This window comes from Marichromatium sp. AB31 (assembly GCF_003718685.1).
Taxonomy (GTDB): Bacteria; Pseudomonadota; Gammaproteobacteria; order Chromatiales; family Chromatiaceae; genus Marichromatium; species Marichromatium gracile.
Genome location: NZ_RHFI01000040.1, coordinates 1 through 15,780, shown reverse-complemented (window position 1 = coordinate 15,780; position 15,780 = coordinate 1). Strand labels below are relative to the sequence as shown.

General features: G+C 70.9%; 15 protein-coding genes. 6 read left to right on the top strand and 9 right to left on the bottom strand.

What is annotated here, in order from left to right:
- A partial coding sequence (locus tag EBL84_RS17425) for a hypothetical protein (RefSeq protein WP_223807047.1) occupies positions 1–181 on the top strand: 181 nt, incomplete at its 5' end.
- Between the two features lie 120 nt (positions 182–301).
- On the opposite strand, the gene EBL84_RS16395 is transcribed toward EBL84_RS17425, so the two are convergent.
- The 9 genes from EBL84_RS16395 to gshB form a co-directional block, all read right to left on the bottom strand.
- On the bottom strand, positions 302–1,339 hold the full coding sequence (locus EBL84_RS16395; RefSeq protein WP_123141771.1) for a type IV pilus twitching motility protein PilT: 1,038 nt from the start codon (positions 1,337–1,339) through the stop codon (positions 302–304).
- Positions 1,340–1,425: 86 nt separating this feature from the next.
- A complete protein-coding gene (locus EBL84_RS16390; RefSeq protein WP_123141770.1) occupies positions 1,426–2,724 on the bottom strand; it encodes a dihydroorotase in 1,299 nt (432 codons plus the stop codon).
- Complete coding sequence (locus EBL84_RS16385; RefSeq protein WP_005223002.1) at positions 2,714–3,715, bottom strand: aspartate carbamoyltransferase catalytic subunit; 1,002 nt, start codon at positions 3,713–3,715, stop codon at positions 2,714–2,716. The genes EBL84_RS16390 and EBL84_RS16385 overlap by 11 nt, the downstream gene beginning before the upstream one ends.
- On the bottom strand, positions 3,712–4,266 hold the full coding sequence (gene pyrR, locus EBL84_RS16380) for a bifunctional pyr operon transcriptional regulator/uracil phosphoribosyltransferase PyrR (protein ID WP_123141769.1): 555 nt from the start codon (positions 4,264–4,266) through the stop codon (positions 3,712–3,714). The genes EBL84_RS16385 and pyrR overlap by 4 nt, the downstream gene beginning before the upstream one ends.
- Positions 4,223–4,669, bottom strand: a complete 447-nt coding sequence (gene ruvX / locus EBL84_RS16375; protein ID WP_123141768.1) for a Holliday junction resolvase RuvX — start codon at positions 4,667–4,669, stop codon at positions 4,223–4,225. The genes pyrR and ruvX overlap by 44 nt, the downstream gene beginning before the upstream one ends.
- Before the next feature lie 29 nt (positions 4,670–4,698).
- Positions 4,699–5,262 (bottom strand): YqgE/AlgH family protein, encoded by a 564-nt coding sequence (locus tag EBL84_RS16370; protein ID WP_123141767.1) that lies wholly within the window; start codon positions 5,260–5,262, stop codon positions 4,699–4,701.
- Positions 5,263–5,410: 148 nt separating this feature from the next.
- Positions 5,411–6,367: an energy transducer TonB gene (locus tag EBL84_RS16365; RefSeq protein WP_123141766.1), complete on the bottom strand. Its 957-nt coding sequence runs from the start codon at positions 6,365–6,367 to the stop codon at positions 5,411–5,413.
- Positions 6,364–7,446, bottom strand: coding sequence for an FAD:protein FMN transferase (locus EBL84_RS16360; RefSeq protein WP_123141765.1), 1,083 nt, complete (start codon positions 7,444–7,446; stop codon positions 6,364–6,366). The genes EBL84_RS16365 and EBL84_RS16360 overlap by 4 nt, the downstream gene beginning before the upstream one ends.
- A gap of 61 nt (positions 7,447–7,507) precedes the next feature.
- Positions 7,508–8,464 carry a glutathione synthase gene (gene gshB / locus EBL84_RS16355; RefSeq protein WP_123141764.1) on the bottom strand — a complete coding sequence of 319 codons (957 nt, stop codon included), beginning with the start codon at positions 8,462–8,464 and terminating at the stop codon, positions 7,508–7,510.
- 409 nt (positions 8,465–8,873) lie between these two features.
- Here gshB and EBL84_RS16350 point away from each other — a divergent pair, with 409 nt between their 5' ends.
- The 5 genes from EBL84_RS16350 to EBL84_RS16330 all read left to right on the top strand — a co-directional run.
- Positions 8,874–9,299 (top strand): PleD family two-component system response regulator, encoded by a 426-nt coding sequence (locus EBL84_RS16350; protein WP_062276543.1) that lies wholly within the window; start codon positions 8,874–8,876, stop codon positions 9,297–9,299.
- An 8-nt stretch (positions 9,300–9,307) separates the two neighbouring features.
- Positions 9,308–9,736, top strand: coding sequence for a PleD family two-component system response regulator (locus EBL84_RS16345; protein ID WP_223806174.1), 429 nt, complete (start codon positions 9,308–9,310; stop codon positions 9,734–9,736).
- Between the two features lie 4 nt (positions 9,737–9,740).
- Positions 9,741–10,319 carry a chemotaxis protein CheW gene (locus tag EBL84_RS16340; RefSeq protein WP_123141763.1) on the top strand — a complete coding sequence of 193 codons (579 nt, stop codon included), beginning with the start codon at positions 9,741–9,743 and terminating at the stop codon, positions 10,317–10,319.
- Positions 10,320–10,401: 82 nt separating this feature from the next.
- Positions 10,402–12,414, top strand: a complete 2,013-nt coding sequence (locus EBL84_RS16335) for a methyl-accepting chemotaxis protein (protein WP_123141762.1) — start codon at positions 10,402–10,404, stop codon at positions 12,412–12,414.
- Between the two features lie 87 nt (positions 12,415–12,501).
- Positions 12,502–15,780 (top strand): Hpt domain-containing protein (locus EBL84_RS16330; protein WP_190287991.1); only part of this gene is annotated, 3,279 nt, incomplete at its 3' end.

Sequence of the window (15,780 nt, the reverse complement as noted above, 5' to 3'; positions counted from 1 at the left end):
AGGAAAACCATCTGGGTGCACTCTGGAACTTCATTCATCACTACAACGCTACGATGTGCGTGTGATTCATTGCGGGAAAGCTCAAAAACATCGAGCGATTCAAAATCCTATCAGTCAGGGCACTACCTTAGAGAGAATGAACCGCCAAGACGCGAAGGGCGCGAAGGGATCGCAAGGATGAAGGGGGCGAGCGGTGTGCGCGCTTTTCGGCCTCTAGTTTCAGCCGCAGTCGCCTTTGAGCAGCTCGCTCCAAACCCTTAGCGACCTTGGTGTCTTCGCGGTTCAATAATCCCCCGGCCGCTTACATGAAGCTGTCCTTGTTCTGCGCCTTCTGGGTGGCGTCCTTGCGGCTGATCACGCCGCGCTGCACCAGTTCCTTGAGGTTCTGATCCAGGGTCTGCATGCCGTGGGCCTGGCCGGTCTGGATCGCCGAGTACATCTGCGCGACCTTGGCCTCGCGGATGAGGTTGCGGATCGCCGGGGTGCCGATCATGATCTCGTGCGCCGCCACCCGGCCGCCGCCGATCTTCTTGAGCAGGGTCTGGGCGATGACCGCGCGCAGCGACTCCGAGAGCATCGCGCGCACCATCTCCTTCTCGGCGGCGGGGAAGACGTCGATGATGCGGTCGATGGTCTTGGCCGCCGAGGTGGTGTGCAGGGTGCCGAACACCAGGTGACCGGTCTCGGCGGCGGTGAGTGCGAGACGGATGGTCTCGAGGTCGCGCAGCTCGCCGACCAGGATGATGTCCGGGTCCTGACGCAGCGCCGAGCGCAGCGCCTCGCTGAAGCCGAGGGTGTCGCGATGGACCTCGCGCTGGTTGACCAGACACTTCTTGCTGGCGTGGACGAACTCGATCGGGTCCTCGATGGTGAGGATGTGGGCGTAGTCGTTGTCGTTGAGGTGGTCGATCATCGCCGCCAGCGTGGTCGACTTACCCGACCCGGTGGGGCCGGTGACCAGCACCAGGCCGCGCGGCACGTTGACGATCTCCTTGAAGATCGCCGGGGCGTGGAGGTCCTCGAGGGTGAGGACCTTGGAAGGGATGGTGCGGAACACCGCGCCGGCACCGCGCTTCTGGTTGAAGGCGTTGACACGAAAGCGCGCCACCCCGGGGATCTCGAAGGAGAAGTCGGTCTCGAGGAACTCCTCGTAATCCTTGCGCTGCTTGTCGTTCATGATGTCGTAGACAAGCGAGTGCACGGCGCGATGGTCGAGCGCCGGGACGTTGATCCGACGCATGTCGCCGTCGACCCGGATCATCGGCGGCAGACCGGCCGAGAGGTGGAGGTCGGAGGCGTTGTTCTTGACGCTGAAGGCGAGGAGTTCGGCGATGTCCACGGCGGCGGTCTCCGTCCGGTTGTCGATGGTGCCCGGGTCCATCCGTGGCGCCGCCGAGCAGGGCGGCGCCACGGTGGGGCGCGGGCTCAGTCCTGCTCGACGCGCTCGAAGACGACGCGCCCGCCGAGCAGGGTCCAGCTCACGCGTCCGTGCATCTCGGTCCCGATGAAGGGGGTGTTGCCGGCGCGACCGAGCAGGGTCTCGGGCGTCAGCGTCCAGCGCGCCTCGGGGTCGAGCACGCAGACGTCGGCGATCTCGCCGATGCCGAGTCGGCCATAGGGCTGGTCGACGACCCCGGCCGGTCCCGTGGTGAGCCGGGCGATCATCTCGGGCAGCCCGATCACGCCCTCCTCGACCAGTCGCAGCGCGAGCGGCAGCAGGGTCTCGAGCGCGGCGATCCCGGGATCGGTCTCGGGGAAGGGGGCGAGCTTGGCGTCGGCGTCGTGGGGCTGGTGGTCGGAGCAGACCGCCTCGAGGTCGCCGTTGACCACGGCCGCACGCAGCGCTTCGCGATCGGCCAGGGTGCGCAGCGGCGGCAGCAGATGACAGTTGGCGTCGAGCCCGGCGAGGTCGTCCTCGGTGAGGAACAGCTGGTGGATGCTGACATCACCGCTGGCGCGCACGCCGCGGCGCCGCGCCTCGGACAGCAGGGCCACGGCACGCGCCGTCGACAGACCGCGGAAGTGGATGCGTGCGCCGGTCTGCTCGGCCAGCGCCAGACCGCGGGCGACGGCCAGGGTCTCGGCGGCCTCGGGGATGGCGGGCAGGCCGAGTCGGGCGCTGATGCGGCCCTCGTGGGCGCAGCCACCGGCACTCAACTCGGGGTCGAGCGGGTGGAGGAACACCGGCATGGCGAAGGAGGCGGCGTACTCGAGCGCGCGCCGCAGCACGTGGGTGCTGCGGATCGGGCGCTCGGCCTCGCCGAGCGCCGGGCAGCCGGCGCGCTTGAGCGCGGCCATCTCGGCCAGGGTCTCGCCCTTGAGCCCGCGGGTCAGTGCGCCGATCGGCAGCACCCGGGCATAGCCGTTGCGGTTGGCCGTCTGCTGGATGAGCTGCGCCACCGCCGGGGTATCGATCACCGGCTGGGTGTCGGGCGGACAGCACAGGGTGGTGATCCCCGAGGCGGCGGCGGCGCGGGTCTCGCTGGCGATGGTCGCCTTGTGCTCGTGACCGGGCTCGCGCAGCCGCGCCGAGAGGTCGACCAGGCCGGGCAGCACCAGCCTGCCGCTGGCGTCGAGCGTGCGGTCGGGCTGGAAACCGGAGGGCGCGGCGCCGATGGCGGCGACCCGGCCCTCGGCGATGTGCAGGTCGGTCTGGCTGTCGATGCCGGAGGCCGGGTCGATCAGCCGACCGTTGCGAATGGTGATCTTGGGACTACTGGCCATCGGTGGCTCCGGCGCTCTGGGAATGCTGCAGGTTCTGGTTGCCGAGACACATCGACATCACCGCCATGCGCACGGCGATGCCGTTGCTGACCTGCTCGAGGATCACCGAGCGCTCGCCGTCGGCGACCTGGGAGTCCATCTCGACCCCGCGGTTGATCGGGCCGGGGTGCATCACGATCGCCTCGGGGTGGGCGACGGCGAGACGCTCCTCGGTCAGGCCGTAGAGCCGGAAGTACTCGTGCTCGCTCGGCAGCAGGGCGCTGCTCATGCGCTCGCGCTGCAGCCGCAGCATGATCACCACGTCGACGTCACGCAGTCCCTCGCGCAGGTCGTGGCACACCCGCACCCCGAGCGCCTCCTCGGCCTGGGCCGGGATCAGGGTGCGCGGACCGATCACCCGCACCTCGGGGACGCCAAGGGTGTGCAGGGCGATGATCTGCGAGCGCGCCACCCGCGAGTGCAGGATGTCGCCGATGATCGCCACCCGCAGCTGGCTGAAATCGGCCTTGTGGCGATGGATGGTGAGCATGTCGAGCATCGCCTGGGTGGGGTGGGCGTGACGCCCGTCACCGGCGTTGACCACGCTGACGTGTGGTGCGGCGTGATCGGCGATGAAGTGCGCCGCGCCGCTGGTGGCGTGACGCACCACGAACATGTCGACGTGCATCGCCTCGAGGTTGCGCAGGGTGTCGAGCAGGGTCTCGCCCTTGGCGGTCGCCGAGGTGGAGATGTTGAGGTTGAGCACGTCGGCCGAGAGCCGCTTGGCGGCCAGCTCGAAGGTGGTGCGGGTGCGCGTGCTGGTCTCGAAGAAGAGGTTGGCGATGACCTTGCCGCGACACAGCGGGACCTTCTTCACCGCCTGGTCGGAGACGCCGAGGAAGCCGCTGGCGCGGTCGATGATCTCGTGCAGCAGCGCAGCATCCAGTCCCTCGAGGGTGAGGAAGTGGCGGAGCTTGCCGTTGGCGTGGAGCTGAGGGGTCAGTGCGCTCATGCCTGCGCCCCCTGATCGTCGCTGTCCGGGGTGTGCCCGAGCAGCATCACCAGCGGCTCGGGACCGCTGAGCTTGATCTGGGTGTCGGGGTCGAGCTGGGCGCGCAGACCGACGACGTCGGCGGCGATCGGCAGCTCGCGCTCGGCCTCGCGCTCGGCGAGGGTGGCGAGGGTCACCGAGGCCGGACGACCGTAGTCGAACAGCACGTTGAGCGCGGCGCGGATGGTGCGCCCGCTCTGCAGCACGTCGTCGACCAGGATCAGGTGACGGTCGTCGACCCCCACCGGCAGGTAGGAGGGATGGACCTGGGGGTGCAGGCCGATGCGGGTGAAGTCGTCGCGATAGAAGGAGATGTCGAGATGACCGAGCGGGGCCTCGAGTCCGAGACGGGCGTGCAGCCGATCGGCGACCCACACGCCGCCGGTGTGGATGCCGATCATCAGCGCGTCGTCGATCGCGCGTCGCTTGAGCAGGTCGGCGAGATCGTCGGCCATGCGGGCGATGGCCTCATCGATCTGCGCGGCGTCCTTCCAGATGTTGGTGTTGCTCACAGAGCCAGGTTTCCAGGATGAGGGCCGCCGCGAATGCATCGACGGCGTCCGGCGTTGTCGATTTGGCTGTTGCGGGTCCTTCTGCGATCAGCCGTTGGGCCTCGAGCGAGGTCAGGCGCTCGTCGATCAGATGGACCTCGAGCCCGAAGCGGCCATTGAGCTGACGGGCGAAGCGGTGCACCCGTCCCGACCAGTCGACCTCGGTGTCGTCCATGTTGAAGGGTAGACCGACCACCAGCGCCGTCGGCTGCCACTCGCGAATCAGCGACTCGATACGAGGCCAGTCGGGTTTTTCCTGGCGGTTGCGCAGGGTGGTCAGCGGGGTCGCCGAACGGGTCACCGTCTGACCGACGGCGATGCCGATCTTGCGCGTCCCGAAGTCGAAGCCGAGCAGGGTTGCCATGGGTGCTCCAGATCGCGCTCGCCGCGCGCTCAGGCGTGGCCGGCTTCGCCGCTGAGCAGGTTGAGATCGACCCCGAGCAGCTGCGCCGCGGCCAGCCAGCGCTCGCCGGTATCCATGTGGAAGATGATGTCGTCGCTCGCCGGGCCGTTGAGCCAGGCGTTGGCGCTCATCTCCTGTTCGAGCTGACCGGCGCCCCAGCCGGCGTAGCCGAGGGCCACCAGGCTGCGTTCCGGTCCGTCGCCGCGGGCGATCGCCTCGAGCACGTCACGCGAGGTGGTGACGCTGATCTCCTCGGTGATGCCGAGGGTCGAGTCGTAGGTCGGTCCGGCTGCGTGCAACACGAAGCCGCGGTCGGTCTGCACCGGTCCGCCCTGATAGACCGGGCTCGCCTGCAGCTCGGCGTCGTCGGTAGGGATCTCGAGCTGCGCGAGCAGCTCGCCGAGGGTCACTTCCAGCGGGCGATTGATGACGATGCCCATCGCACCCTGCTCCGTGTGCTCGCAGACATAGGTCACGGTACGCGCAAAGTTGGGGTCCTGAAGACCCGGCATCGCGATCAGGAAGTGATTGGTCAGTGAGGAGCTGTAGGCCATGGCCCCTAGTATCCGGTGCGGCGCAACCCGAGGCAAGTGCGAGGATGCGCCGCTCGACGCCGCCTTGACCGAAGGGGTGCGGTTGATGTGGCTGCGGATGGTCCGAGTCGTACCCCTTCGGTCTGGATGGATGGCACCGCTCACGCGATTACTGCTCCCAGCCGAGGGTGTCGCCGCGCATGAACTGCCAGTTGCGGACGATGTCGAGCACGTCGGTCTCGGCGGCGATGTCCGGCGGGAAGGGCGAGAAGGGCGCAGCCAGCTCGACGATGCGCACCGCCGCCTGGTCGAGCAGGTCGTAGCCCGACGAGCGGACCACCCGCACCTGGACGAGACTGCCGTCGGCGCGGATCGAGACGTGCAGCAGCAGACTGCCGTAGATGCGCTGTTCCTTGGCCGCCTGGGGGTAGTTGATGTTGCCGATGCGCTCGACCTTGCGCGTCCAGGCGGCGAGATAGCTGGCGTAGCGGATCTCGCGGGTGCTGGTGCTCACCGCGCGTCGGCGCAGCCCGTCGGGTTGCTCGAGTCCGGGTGCCGGTTGTGCGGCCAGTCGGGCGACGGTGCGATCGCGACTGGCGAGGATCTGCGCGGCGTCGATCGCTGGTGGCTGCGGCAGTGGTGGTGGCAGTGGCTGGGGCGCGGCGCCTGGGCGGTCGCTGCCTTCGAGGCTCAGTGCGGTGAGCGGGGCGGGTGCCGTCGGCGGGGGCGCGGGGGGCGTGGGGGCCTGCGCCGTCTCGGTGTCGGGTGGCGGCGGGACGGGCGCGAGCGCGCCCGGGGGCGGCGTCTCGCCATCGCCTTCCTGGCTGTGTGCGGCATCGCCGTGGATCGACTCGCCGCTGCGGTTGCGCAGCCCGCCGGGGGCCTCGGGCTGAGGCTGATCGGTGTTGCTCGGGCTCTGTACCAGCAGCACCTCGAGCGCCGAGTCCGGGATCGGGCGCTGCTGCGCTGGCATGGGACGCGCGGCGAGCGCGAGCAGTGCCGCCAGGTGCAGCAGGACGGCGGCGCCGAGTGCGAGCGCCAGGGTACGGTTGTCGCCCTTGGGCGAGGGCGGGGTCAGCAATTCTGCCGGCAGCGAGGCCGGTGACGGGGTCGGGCGATCGGTCATGGGGCGATGGTTGCAGCCTCGGTGGTGATCGGGTTGACGCGGTGGATGCGGGCGCCCGGGTCGATGCGCTCGAGCCGGCTCCACAGCGCCTGGGTGACATGGACCTCGCCGCTGCGATCGATCAGCAGCGCCTCGGTCACCCCCATCCGCTGTGCGACCTCGAGCCAGTGCTCTGGACCGGCGACGAAGAGCGCGCGGGCGGCCACGGTGGCGCTGGCCAGATCGGGCAGGAGCACGGTGACCGCACGAGTGGCGCGCGCCGGGCGACCGCTGCGCGGGTCGAGCACGTCATGATAGATCCTGCCCTGGTGGATGAAGTCGCGCTGGTGGTCGGCCACGGTGCCCAGCGCCTCGTCACGGCGCAGCGCGACGATGGCGAGCACCCCGGAGCCACCGGCGCGCAGGATCGGCACCCGCCAGGGTTGGCCGCCACGGTCGCCGCTGGCGCGCCAGTCGCCGTCGCGCTGGATCAGGGCGTTGACGATGCCCAACTCGTGCAGCCGCGCGATCGCCAGGTCGACGGCCAGCGCCGGTGCCAGCCGACCGAAGTCGAGCCGGGTCCCGGGCGCGGCGGCGCGGATCTCGATGCCGTCGAGTTCGATCTGGTCGATGCGCGGTGCCGAGTTGAGCAGTGTCTCGAGCTGCCGCTGGGTCGGCGGCGCGGCGCGTGGCGGGACGCGATCGAATCCCCAGAGCGTGATCAGCCCGCCGAGGGCGGGATTGTAGAGCCCTTCGCTCTGTGCGGCGAGCCGCTGCCCGGTGCGCAGCAGCGGCAGTACCGAGGGTGGCGCGGTGAGCGGTGCGCCGGTGGCCAGTCGGCGGTTGAGGTCGGCCAGGGCGCCCGGCGTCCACGGGTTCCAGGCTCGGGTGCGGAAGGCGAGATCCTCGGCGAGTTCCGCCCGGGCGCGTCTGGCCTGCTCGGGCGCGACCCCGACCAGGGTGAGGTCGAGCGATTCGCCGAAGGCCTGCAGCCTGGTGGTGTTCACCGGCGTGGCCTCGCGGCAGCCGCCGAGTGCGAGCAGCAGTAGTGCCAGCAGGGCGGGGCGGACGACGACCGACAGGGGGTGCGTGAACGACATGGGGCACTCCTCGGGGTTGCGGCGGTCTGGTGCGGCCGGCCCTGAGGGGCGCGATCCCGGATCAGTCCCGGGCGTCGAGTCGGGCCGCGATGCGATCCATCAAAGCGCCAGCGATATCGAGCCCGTGGGCGGCGTCGAGTTCGCGGATGCAGGTGGGGCTGGTGACATTGATCTCGGTGAGATGATCGCCGATCACGTCCAGCCCGGCGAACAGGATGCCGCGCGCGCGCAGCTCGGGGCCGACCTGGGCGGCGATCCAGCGTTCGCGCTCGCTCAGTGCCCGCGCCTCGGCGCTGGCCCCGGCGGCGAGATTGCCGCGGCTCTCGCCGGGCGCGGGGATGCGCGCCAGACAATAGGGTACCGGCTCGCCGTCGACCATCAGGATCCGCTTGTCGCCGTCGGCGATCTCGGGCAGATAGCGCTGTGCCATGCAGTAGCGACGGCCATGCAGGGTCAGGGTCTCGATGATGACACCGAGATTGGGGTCGTGAGCGCCGACCCGGAACACCGAGGCCCCGCCCATGCCGTCGAGCGGTTTGAGCACGATCTCGCCGTGGTGCCCGAGAAAGGCGCGGATGTCGGTGGCGCTGGCGGTCACCAGGGTCGGCGGGGTGCACTGCGGGAAGCGCGCGGTGAACAGCTTCTCGTTGGCGTCGCGCAGGCTGCGCGGGTCGTTGACCACCAGACAGCCGGCGGCCTGGGCGTGCTCGAGCAGATAGGTCGAGAACACGTACTCCATGTCGAACGGCGGGTCCTTGCGCATCAACAGGGCATCGAGCGCGCCGAGCGGACGGACCTCGGGCTCGCCGAGTGTGTACCAGTCGGCGGGGTCGTCGCGGACCTCCAGCGGGCGCATCCGCCCGAGCGCGCGATCGCCGTCGAGCGCGAGGTCGCCGAGCTCCATGTACCAGGGGCGCCAGCCACGCCGCTGCGCCGCCAGCAGCATGGCGAGGCTGCTGTCCTTCTTGGTGTTGATCGACCCGATCGGGTCCATCACGATGCCGATGTCGATGCTCATGGAGGGCAGTGTACTGCAGCCACCAGCCACCAGCCACCAGCCACCAGCTACCAGTCGCCAGCCGCTAGATACCAGTGATGGGCTGGTCGTTAGCTACCAGTCGCCAGCCACAGGTGCCAAGCTTCCTCGCTGGAGGCTGGAGGCTGGAGGCTGGAGGCTGGAGGCTGTGGACTCACATTCGTGCGCCGGCGGGCAAATGCCGCCTGGCGATGACGCGCGCAGCGCTGCTAGACTTGCTGCGTCGATAGTCGGCTGGGCCGTCATCGACGAGAGCCCTCCTGCGCGCCTCCCCGCGCCCGTGTTCCGGTGCCGCGAGTGCGATAGCGGCTCCCCGCCGTCGACGTCGACGGTCACCATGGGGCGCGTCCGGGTGTACGCTTCAATCGTGCCGACTCGAGAGGTCGTCAGCGTGACGGATCCTTCGGACCATGCCGATCTGACCGGCGCCAAGATCCTGGTGATCGATGACAGCAAGACCATCCGCCGGACCGCGGAGAACCTGCTGGCCAAGGCCGGTTGCGAGGTCATGGTCGCCGCCGACGGCTTCGAGGCCCTGGGCAAGATCGTCTCCTTCAGACCCGACCTGGTGTTCGTCGACATCATGATGCCGCGTCTCGACGGCTATCACACCTGCGCCCTGATCAAGGGCAACGCCGCGCTCCGCCATACCCCGGTGGTGATGCTCTCGAGCAAGGACGGGCTCTTCGATCGCGCCAAGGGCCGGCTGGTCGGGGCCCAACTCTATCTCTCCAAGCCGTTCACCGGAGAGGAACTATTGGCAGCGGTGCGCGACAACCTCGGTCGCGCCCCCGAACGGAGCCCGTCGGGCTCGTGAGCGCAGCCATGAGACCTTTCTTTCGCAAGACGGACGCGACCGCCGACGACACCACCCAGCCGCCGACCCCCGGCGCCAGGGTGCTGGTGGTCGACGACTCCCCGACCGAGACCCGGATCTTCGCCAAGGTCCTCACCCAGGCGGGCTACCGGGTCGAGACCGCGACCAACGGCGAGGAGGCGATCGCCGTCGCGCGTCGCTCGCACCCGGACCTCATCCTGATGGATGTCGTGATGCCGGTGCTCAACGGCTTCCAGGCCACGCGGATGTTGCAGCGCGATGCCGAGACCGCCGACATCCCGGTGATCATGGTGACCACCAAGGATCAGCAGACCGATCGTACCTGGGGGCTGCGTCAGGGCGCGGTCGATTACCTGATCAAACCGGTCGACGCCGCGACCCTGCTTGACCGGGTGCGCGTGGCGCTGGAGGGTTGAGGGGATGACCGAGACCGCTACCGCCGCGACCGAGCTGCATGCCCTGATCCGTCAGCTCGACGCCAGCTGTCGCGCCCAGCGCACCGCGCTCCCCCATGACGCGCCCCCGCCCGACAGTTGGGCGGCGGTGCTGTTTCGGGTGCGAGACCTGAAGTTCCTGACCCCCTTGGAACAGATCGCCGAGGTGCTCGAGGTCCCGGTCGAGATCACCCGCGTCCCCGGCACCCAGCCCTGGTTTCTCGGGGTCGCCAACAATCGCGGCACCCTGCTGCCGATCAGCGACCTGGCGGTGCTGACCCAGGGAGGGCAGCCCGGCGAGCGCCGTGTCCCGCCGGGGCGGCGTCGCGCCCGCGACCGGGTGCTGGTGGTGCGTCAGGTCGAGTCGCCCTGCGGGCTGGTGGTCTCGGAGACGCTCGGCATGCGTCATGTCCGTCACGACGCCCGGGTCGAGACCCTGCCCGATGGGCTGGGGTTGAGCGCGCGCTATATCGATACGGCCTATCGGGTCGACGACGAGGCGGTGGCGGTGCTGCGCCTGGAGCGGCTGCTGGCCGATCCCCTGTTCAATGCCGCACTCGGCTGAGTGCCGATCGGCCGATCCATTCACGAGTGCCCGTCGCCGGAGTCGCGCGGGCGTGATCCACATCTCCGGGAGTCGGTAGCAGATGGCGAAACGAGAGACGCTCAACCCACGCAAGAGACGGCTGGGTGGGTCGCGACAGATCACCCTGGCGTTGGCGCTGCTGGCGCTGACCTTCGCGGTGCTGGCGCTGCTCGGCTATCTCCGGCTCGACCGGGTCGATGCCGCTCACCTGCGCCTCTCGACCCAGGCGAGCACTGCTGCGACCACGGTGGCCGGGCTGGCGGCCGACAGCGCCGCGCTGCTGCAGGGGGACGAGGCGGCGCAGCAGCGCCTGCGTCAGGCCCGCTCCAGGCTGCGCGAGGCGCTCGGCGGCGAGGCCGGGACGCTGCGCTCCGATCTCGTCGGGCTGGAGCAGCCGTGGCGCGCGGCGCGCGACGGCTGGACCGGGTTGCGTGTCGAACTCGAACGTCTGCTCGGCGCCGGTGAGGCGCCGCTGGCCGCGCAGCGCGCGGTACGCGAGGCGCGCGCGCTGGTGGTCCGCGCCGAGACCGCGCTCGCGCGCGCCGGGGAGCGTCTCGCGGCGAGCGAGGCCGCACCGGCGCAGGCGTTTCGCCTCGGCCGGCAGTCGGCGCGGCTGGCGCGGATCGATGCCCTGCTCGCCGCTCTGCCCGCCGGCGAGGAGCGGACCCGCCAGGTGGGCGAGGGCCTGACGCGCGAGGGCGAGGCGCTGGAGGCGGCGCTGGGCGCGCTGGCCGAGTCGACCTCGGCGCCGGCGCTGCGCGACGCGCTCGATGAGGCGCAGCGGGTCTCGGTCGCGCTCGGCGCTGCACTCGAGACCGCGTTCGAGCAGTCCAGGGCGGCGAGCGCGGCCTTCGATGCCGAGATCGCGCTTGCCGCCGGCGCCGAGCGACTCGAGCGCGCGCTCGCCGAACTCGCCGCGGCCTATCGCGCCGCGCCCCTGCGTTTCCCGCTGGGCCCCCTGGAGGTCGGCGCCACCCTGGTGCTGGCGACCGCCGGCGCCGCCCTGCTCAGCCTGGCGCTGCTCGCGCTCTACTCGGTGCGCGAGGCGCATCGGCGCGAGGAACTCTCCACCGCCCAGAGCGAGCGTGACGAGCAGGCGATCCTGCGCCTGCTCGACGAGATGGGCAATCTCGCCAACGGTGATCTCACCGTCGAGGCCTCGGTCACCGAGGACAAGACCGGGGCGATCGCCGACGCCATCAACTATGCCGTCGACGCCTTGCGTGCCCTGGTCACCACCATCAACGAGACCGCCTCGCGGGTGAACCGCTCGGCGCAGGACAGTCGCACCATCTCGACGCGTCTGGCCGAGGCGAGCACCGCGCAGTCGCAGCAGATCCAGCAGGCCTCCACCGCGGTGCAGTCGCTCACCCAGCAGATCGACGAGGTGGCGCGCCATGCCGGCGAATCGGCCGAGGTCGCCTCGCGCTCGGTCGAGGTCGCCGGGCGCGGCGCGCAGACGGTGCGCGATACCATCCAGGGGATGGACGCCATCCGCGACCAGATCCAGGAGACGGCCAAGCGCATCAAGCGTCTCGGCGAGAGCTCGCAGGAGATCGGCGAGATCGTCGAGCTGATCGACGACATCGCCGACCAGACCAACATCCTCGCGCTCAACGCCGCGATGCAGGCGGCGATGGCCGGCGAGGCCGGTCGCGGTTTCGCGGTGGTCGCCGACGAGGTGCAGCGTCTGGCCGAGCGCTCGCGCAACGCCACCAAGCAGATCGAGGTGCTGGTGCGCACCATCCAGGCCGACACCAACGAGGCGGTCAGCTCGATGGAGGCGAGCACCTCCGGGGTGGTCGAGGGCGCCAACCTGGCCGAGAACGCGGGCGACGCGCTGCACGAGATCGAGAACGTCTCGGCCTACATCGCCGATCTCACCAAGCGCATCGCCGACTCGGCGCAGCGTCAGTCGCGCCAGTCCGCGGAGATCAACGACACCGTCCAGGCGATCCGCGCGCTCACCGAGGAGAACAACGACGGCACCCGGCGCGCCGCGGCCTCGGTCGAGCAGCTGGCCAACCTCGCCACCGAGCTGCAGCGCTCGGTGGCCGGATTCCGCCTGCCCTGAGGCGGCGGGACATCCGCAGCGGGGGCGGGGCGTGCGCCGTGCGGTCGCCCGCGACCTTTCCTTGAATCAGGCAGGAGCGGCGCTCCCATGGCAGAGAAGAAGGTCATCGGTGGTTTGAACTGGGTCAAGGGCGAGATCGACTCGGCCCTGCGTCCGGCCCGTGATCTGGCGATCCTCCAGGCGGCGTCCGAGACCCCGCAGGATGCCGCCGAGGCCGGTGACGCGCTGGCCCAGGTGCAGGGTGTGTTGCTGGCGCTGCAGCTGCCGGCGCCGGCGCGCCTGGCCGAGGAGCTGGCGCGTCTCACCGCGCGCATCGGCGCCGGTGAGCTGGTCGAGCTGCAGGCCGGCGCGCGCGCCCTGACCAACGCCCTGGTGGCGCTCGCCGACCATCTCGACCGTCTCGATGCCGGGCACGACGACTCGCCGCTGAGCCTGCTGCCGGCGATCAACGAGGTGCGCGCGGTACTCGACACGCCGCCGCTGACCCAGACCGAGCTGCTTGCCGTGGCCGCGCTCGGCGGCACGAGCGATCCGCTGCAGGCCTCGCCCGAGGCGCTCGATGCGTTGGCCGAGGCGCTGCGTCAGGTGCGCCCGCAGTTCCACCGTCATCTGGTCGAGTGGTATCGCGCCGGTGGCGACGGGCGCGGGCTGGTCCAGCTCGGGCGCCTCTTCCACCATCTCCACGGTTATCTCGGCGAGGGACTGCTGGCCGACGTCTTCCGGCTCGCCGAACACCTCGCCGAGGCCCTGCGCCAGGGCTGGCTCGAGGCCGGCGCCGAGCAGCGCACCCTGCTCGGTCACCTCGACTGGATCCTCAAGCCGCTGGTGCAGCGCCCGCCGCAATGGCCGCAGGCGCAGATGATCGCGTTGATCGAGCGTCTGCTGGCGGCGCTCGCCCCGCTCGACCCGGCCCGGCTGCCCGATCTGGAGTCGCTGCGCGCGCGCTACGGTGTGGGCGCGAGCGTCCCCGGAGATGCGGGCGACGAGGCCCTGGCCGCGGCGGCGGCCGAGGTGTTGGAGACCTTTCCCGAACTGGAGGGGCGCTTCGAGCGTCTCGCCCTGGGCGGCGGCCGCCCCGATCCCGGCGAGCTGGCGCTGATGGAGAGTGGACTGCGCCGCCTCGCCGAGCGTCTGGAGGTCCCCGGCGGCGACGAGCTGGTGGCCGAGCTACGCCGCTTTGCCGGTGAACTCGGCTCGGCCTTCGACGGCACCGACGGGGGCGGACGACTCGAGACCCTGGCCACCGGCCTGCTCGCGCTCAAGTCGCGGTTGCGCGCCTGCGCCGAGCGCCGCGTCGCGGCGCTGCCGGGCGCCCTGCCGGGGATCGATCTCGGCGAGCTGGCCAGCACCACGCTGCGCGAGGCCGGCTACGAGCTGGTCCAGGTCAAGGAGGCGATCGCCGCCTGTCATCTCGATCGCGACAACCTCGCGCCGCTGGCGCCGGTGCCCGGATCGCTGGAAGGCGTGGCCGGCGCGCTGCGGATCCTCGACGAGCAGCCCGCCGCCGAACTCGCCGAGTCGGTCGCCGCACTGGTGCGCGGGCTGGGTACGGCGCAGGCCCCGACACCGGGCGAGCGCGAGTTCGAGCACCTGGCCGACACCATCGCCGCGCTCGAGCTCTATATCGCCCATCTGCAGGACGGTCAGCCGTTCGGCGACAACCTGATCGAGCACGCCCGCAACTCGCTCGCCGCGCTGCAGGAGAGCCTCGGGAGCGCGTCGCCCGAGCCCGGCGCGCCGTCGCCAGCGGTGGCGACCGAGACCGATGCGGGGATCGGCGCCGTCACCTCGGAGTTCCTCGAGATCTTTCTCGAGGAGGCCGAGGAGGAGATGACCTCGGCGCGGGCCCAGTTCGCGCGCTGGTCCGAGGCCAACGAGGACTGGGACGCGCTGACCACGCTCAGGCGCAGCTTCCACACCCTCAAGGGCAGTGGCCGGCTGGTCGGGGCGCGCCAGGTGGCCGAGGTCGCCCAGGCCAACGAGATCCTGCTCAACCGCGTGCTCGAGCGCACCCTGCCGGTCTCGCCGCCGCTGATCGCACACATCGCCGCGGTGCTCGAACGGCTGCCCGAGCTGATCGGCGCCGAGGCCGAGGGGCGGGTGGTCGACACCGCGTCGCTGATCGCCCCGGCCGAGCGCTTGCTCGCGCCCGCAGCGGCGCCTGCCAGCGAGACCGGGCCAGTCCTCGGCCCGGCGCCGCCGAGCGCCGTCGAGGCCTCGGCAATCGACCGTGACGAGCCCGTCTCGCTGGATCCGGAGACGGTGCCGCTGCCAAGTCTGGGGCCTGACTCCGAACTCGCCGTGGGCCGCGAGGGCGCTGTGGACCCGGCCGCGCTGCTCGGAGTCGACGAGGCCGGTGAGCTGGAGCTGCCCGACCTGGAGCTGCCCACGCTCGATCTCTCCGAGCTGGAGCTGACCCCGCCGCCGCCCGCCGCGACCGAGGCGCGTGTCACGCCGGACGACCCCCGGGTGTTGTCGCCGTCGCCGGCGCCCGAGCCCTTGCCCGACCCGGGGCTTGCCGCGCTCGATGCCGGCAGCCTGCTCGAGGAGGACGAGGAGCTGCTCGAGATCTTCCGCGCCGAGGCCGCCGAGCACCTGCAGCAGGTCACCGCCGCGCTGGACGAGTCACGCGCGGTCGACGAGCCGCTGCTGCGCGCGCTCCACACCCTGACCGGCAGTGCGCGGATGGCCGGGATCGACACCATCGCCACGGTCACCAAGTCGCTCGAACTGCGACTCAAGGGGTTGCAGGCACGCGCGCTCGATCCCGACTCGAGACGCTGGCTCGAACGTGCGCGCGCGCTGATTGCCGAGCGGGTCGCCGAGCTGCCGGGCGTCGGGCCGGCGGGCTCGGCGCTGCAGGCGCTGGCCGTCGAGCTGGAGATGGCGCCGGCGCCGCGTGTCGGTGTGCCGACAGGGCCAGAGGCCCCGGCGGAACGCGCGGTGGCGATGCCGCCGCCCCTGCCGAAGCCCGTCGTCGAGCCTGCCGGGATAGCGTCGGCCGCGAGCGAGGCGGTTGTCTCATCGGGGGATGCCCGGTTCGGCTCGCACGGGCCGTCCGAGCCCGCCGTCGAGGCGATGACGGAATTGGAGCTGCCGGCCCTGGAGGATCCGCTGTTGGCAGCGGGGGCCTCGGTCGACGGGGCCGAGGAGGATGAGTCGCGCCCGGCCATGGCCGAGGGCGCGGAGCTGCCTTCGCTCGGTGCTGGTGATGCGGCGGGGGAGGTCCCCGGGGCCTTGACGTCGCCCGAGCCGGAGGCGAGCCTGGAGCCAGAGCCAGAGCCAGAGCCAGAGCCAGAGCCAGAGCCAGAGCCAGAGCCAGAGCCAGAGCCAGAGCCAGAGCCAGAGCCAGAGCCAGAGCCAGAG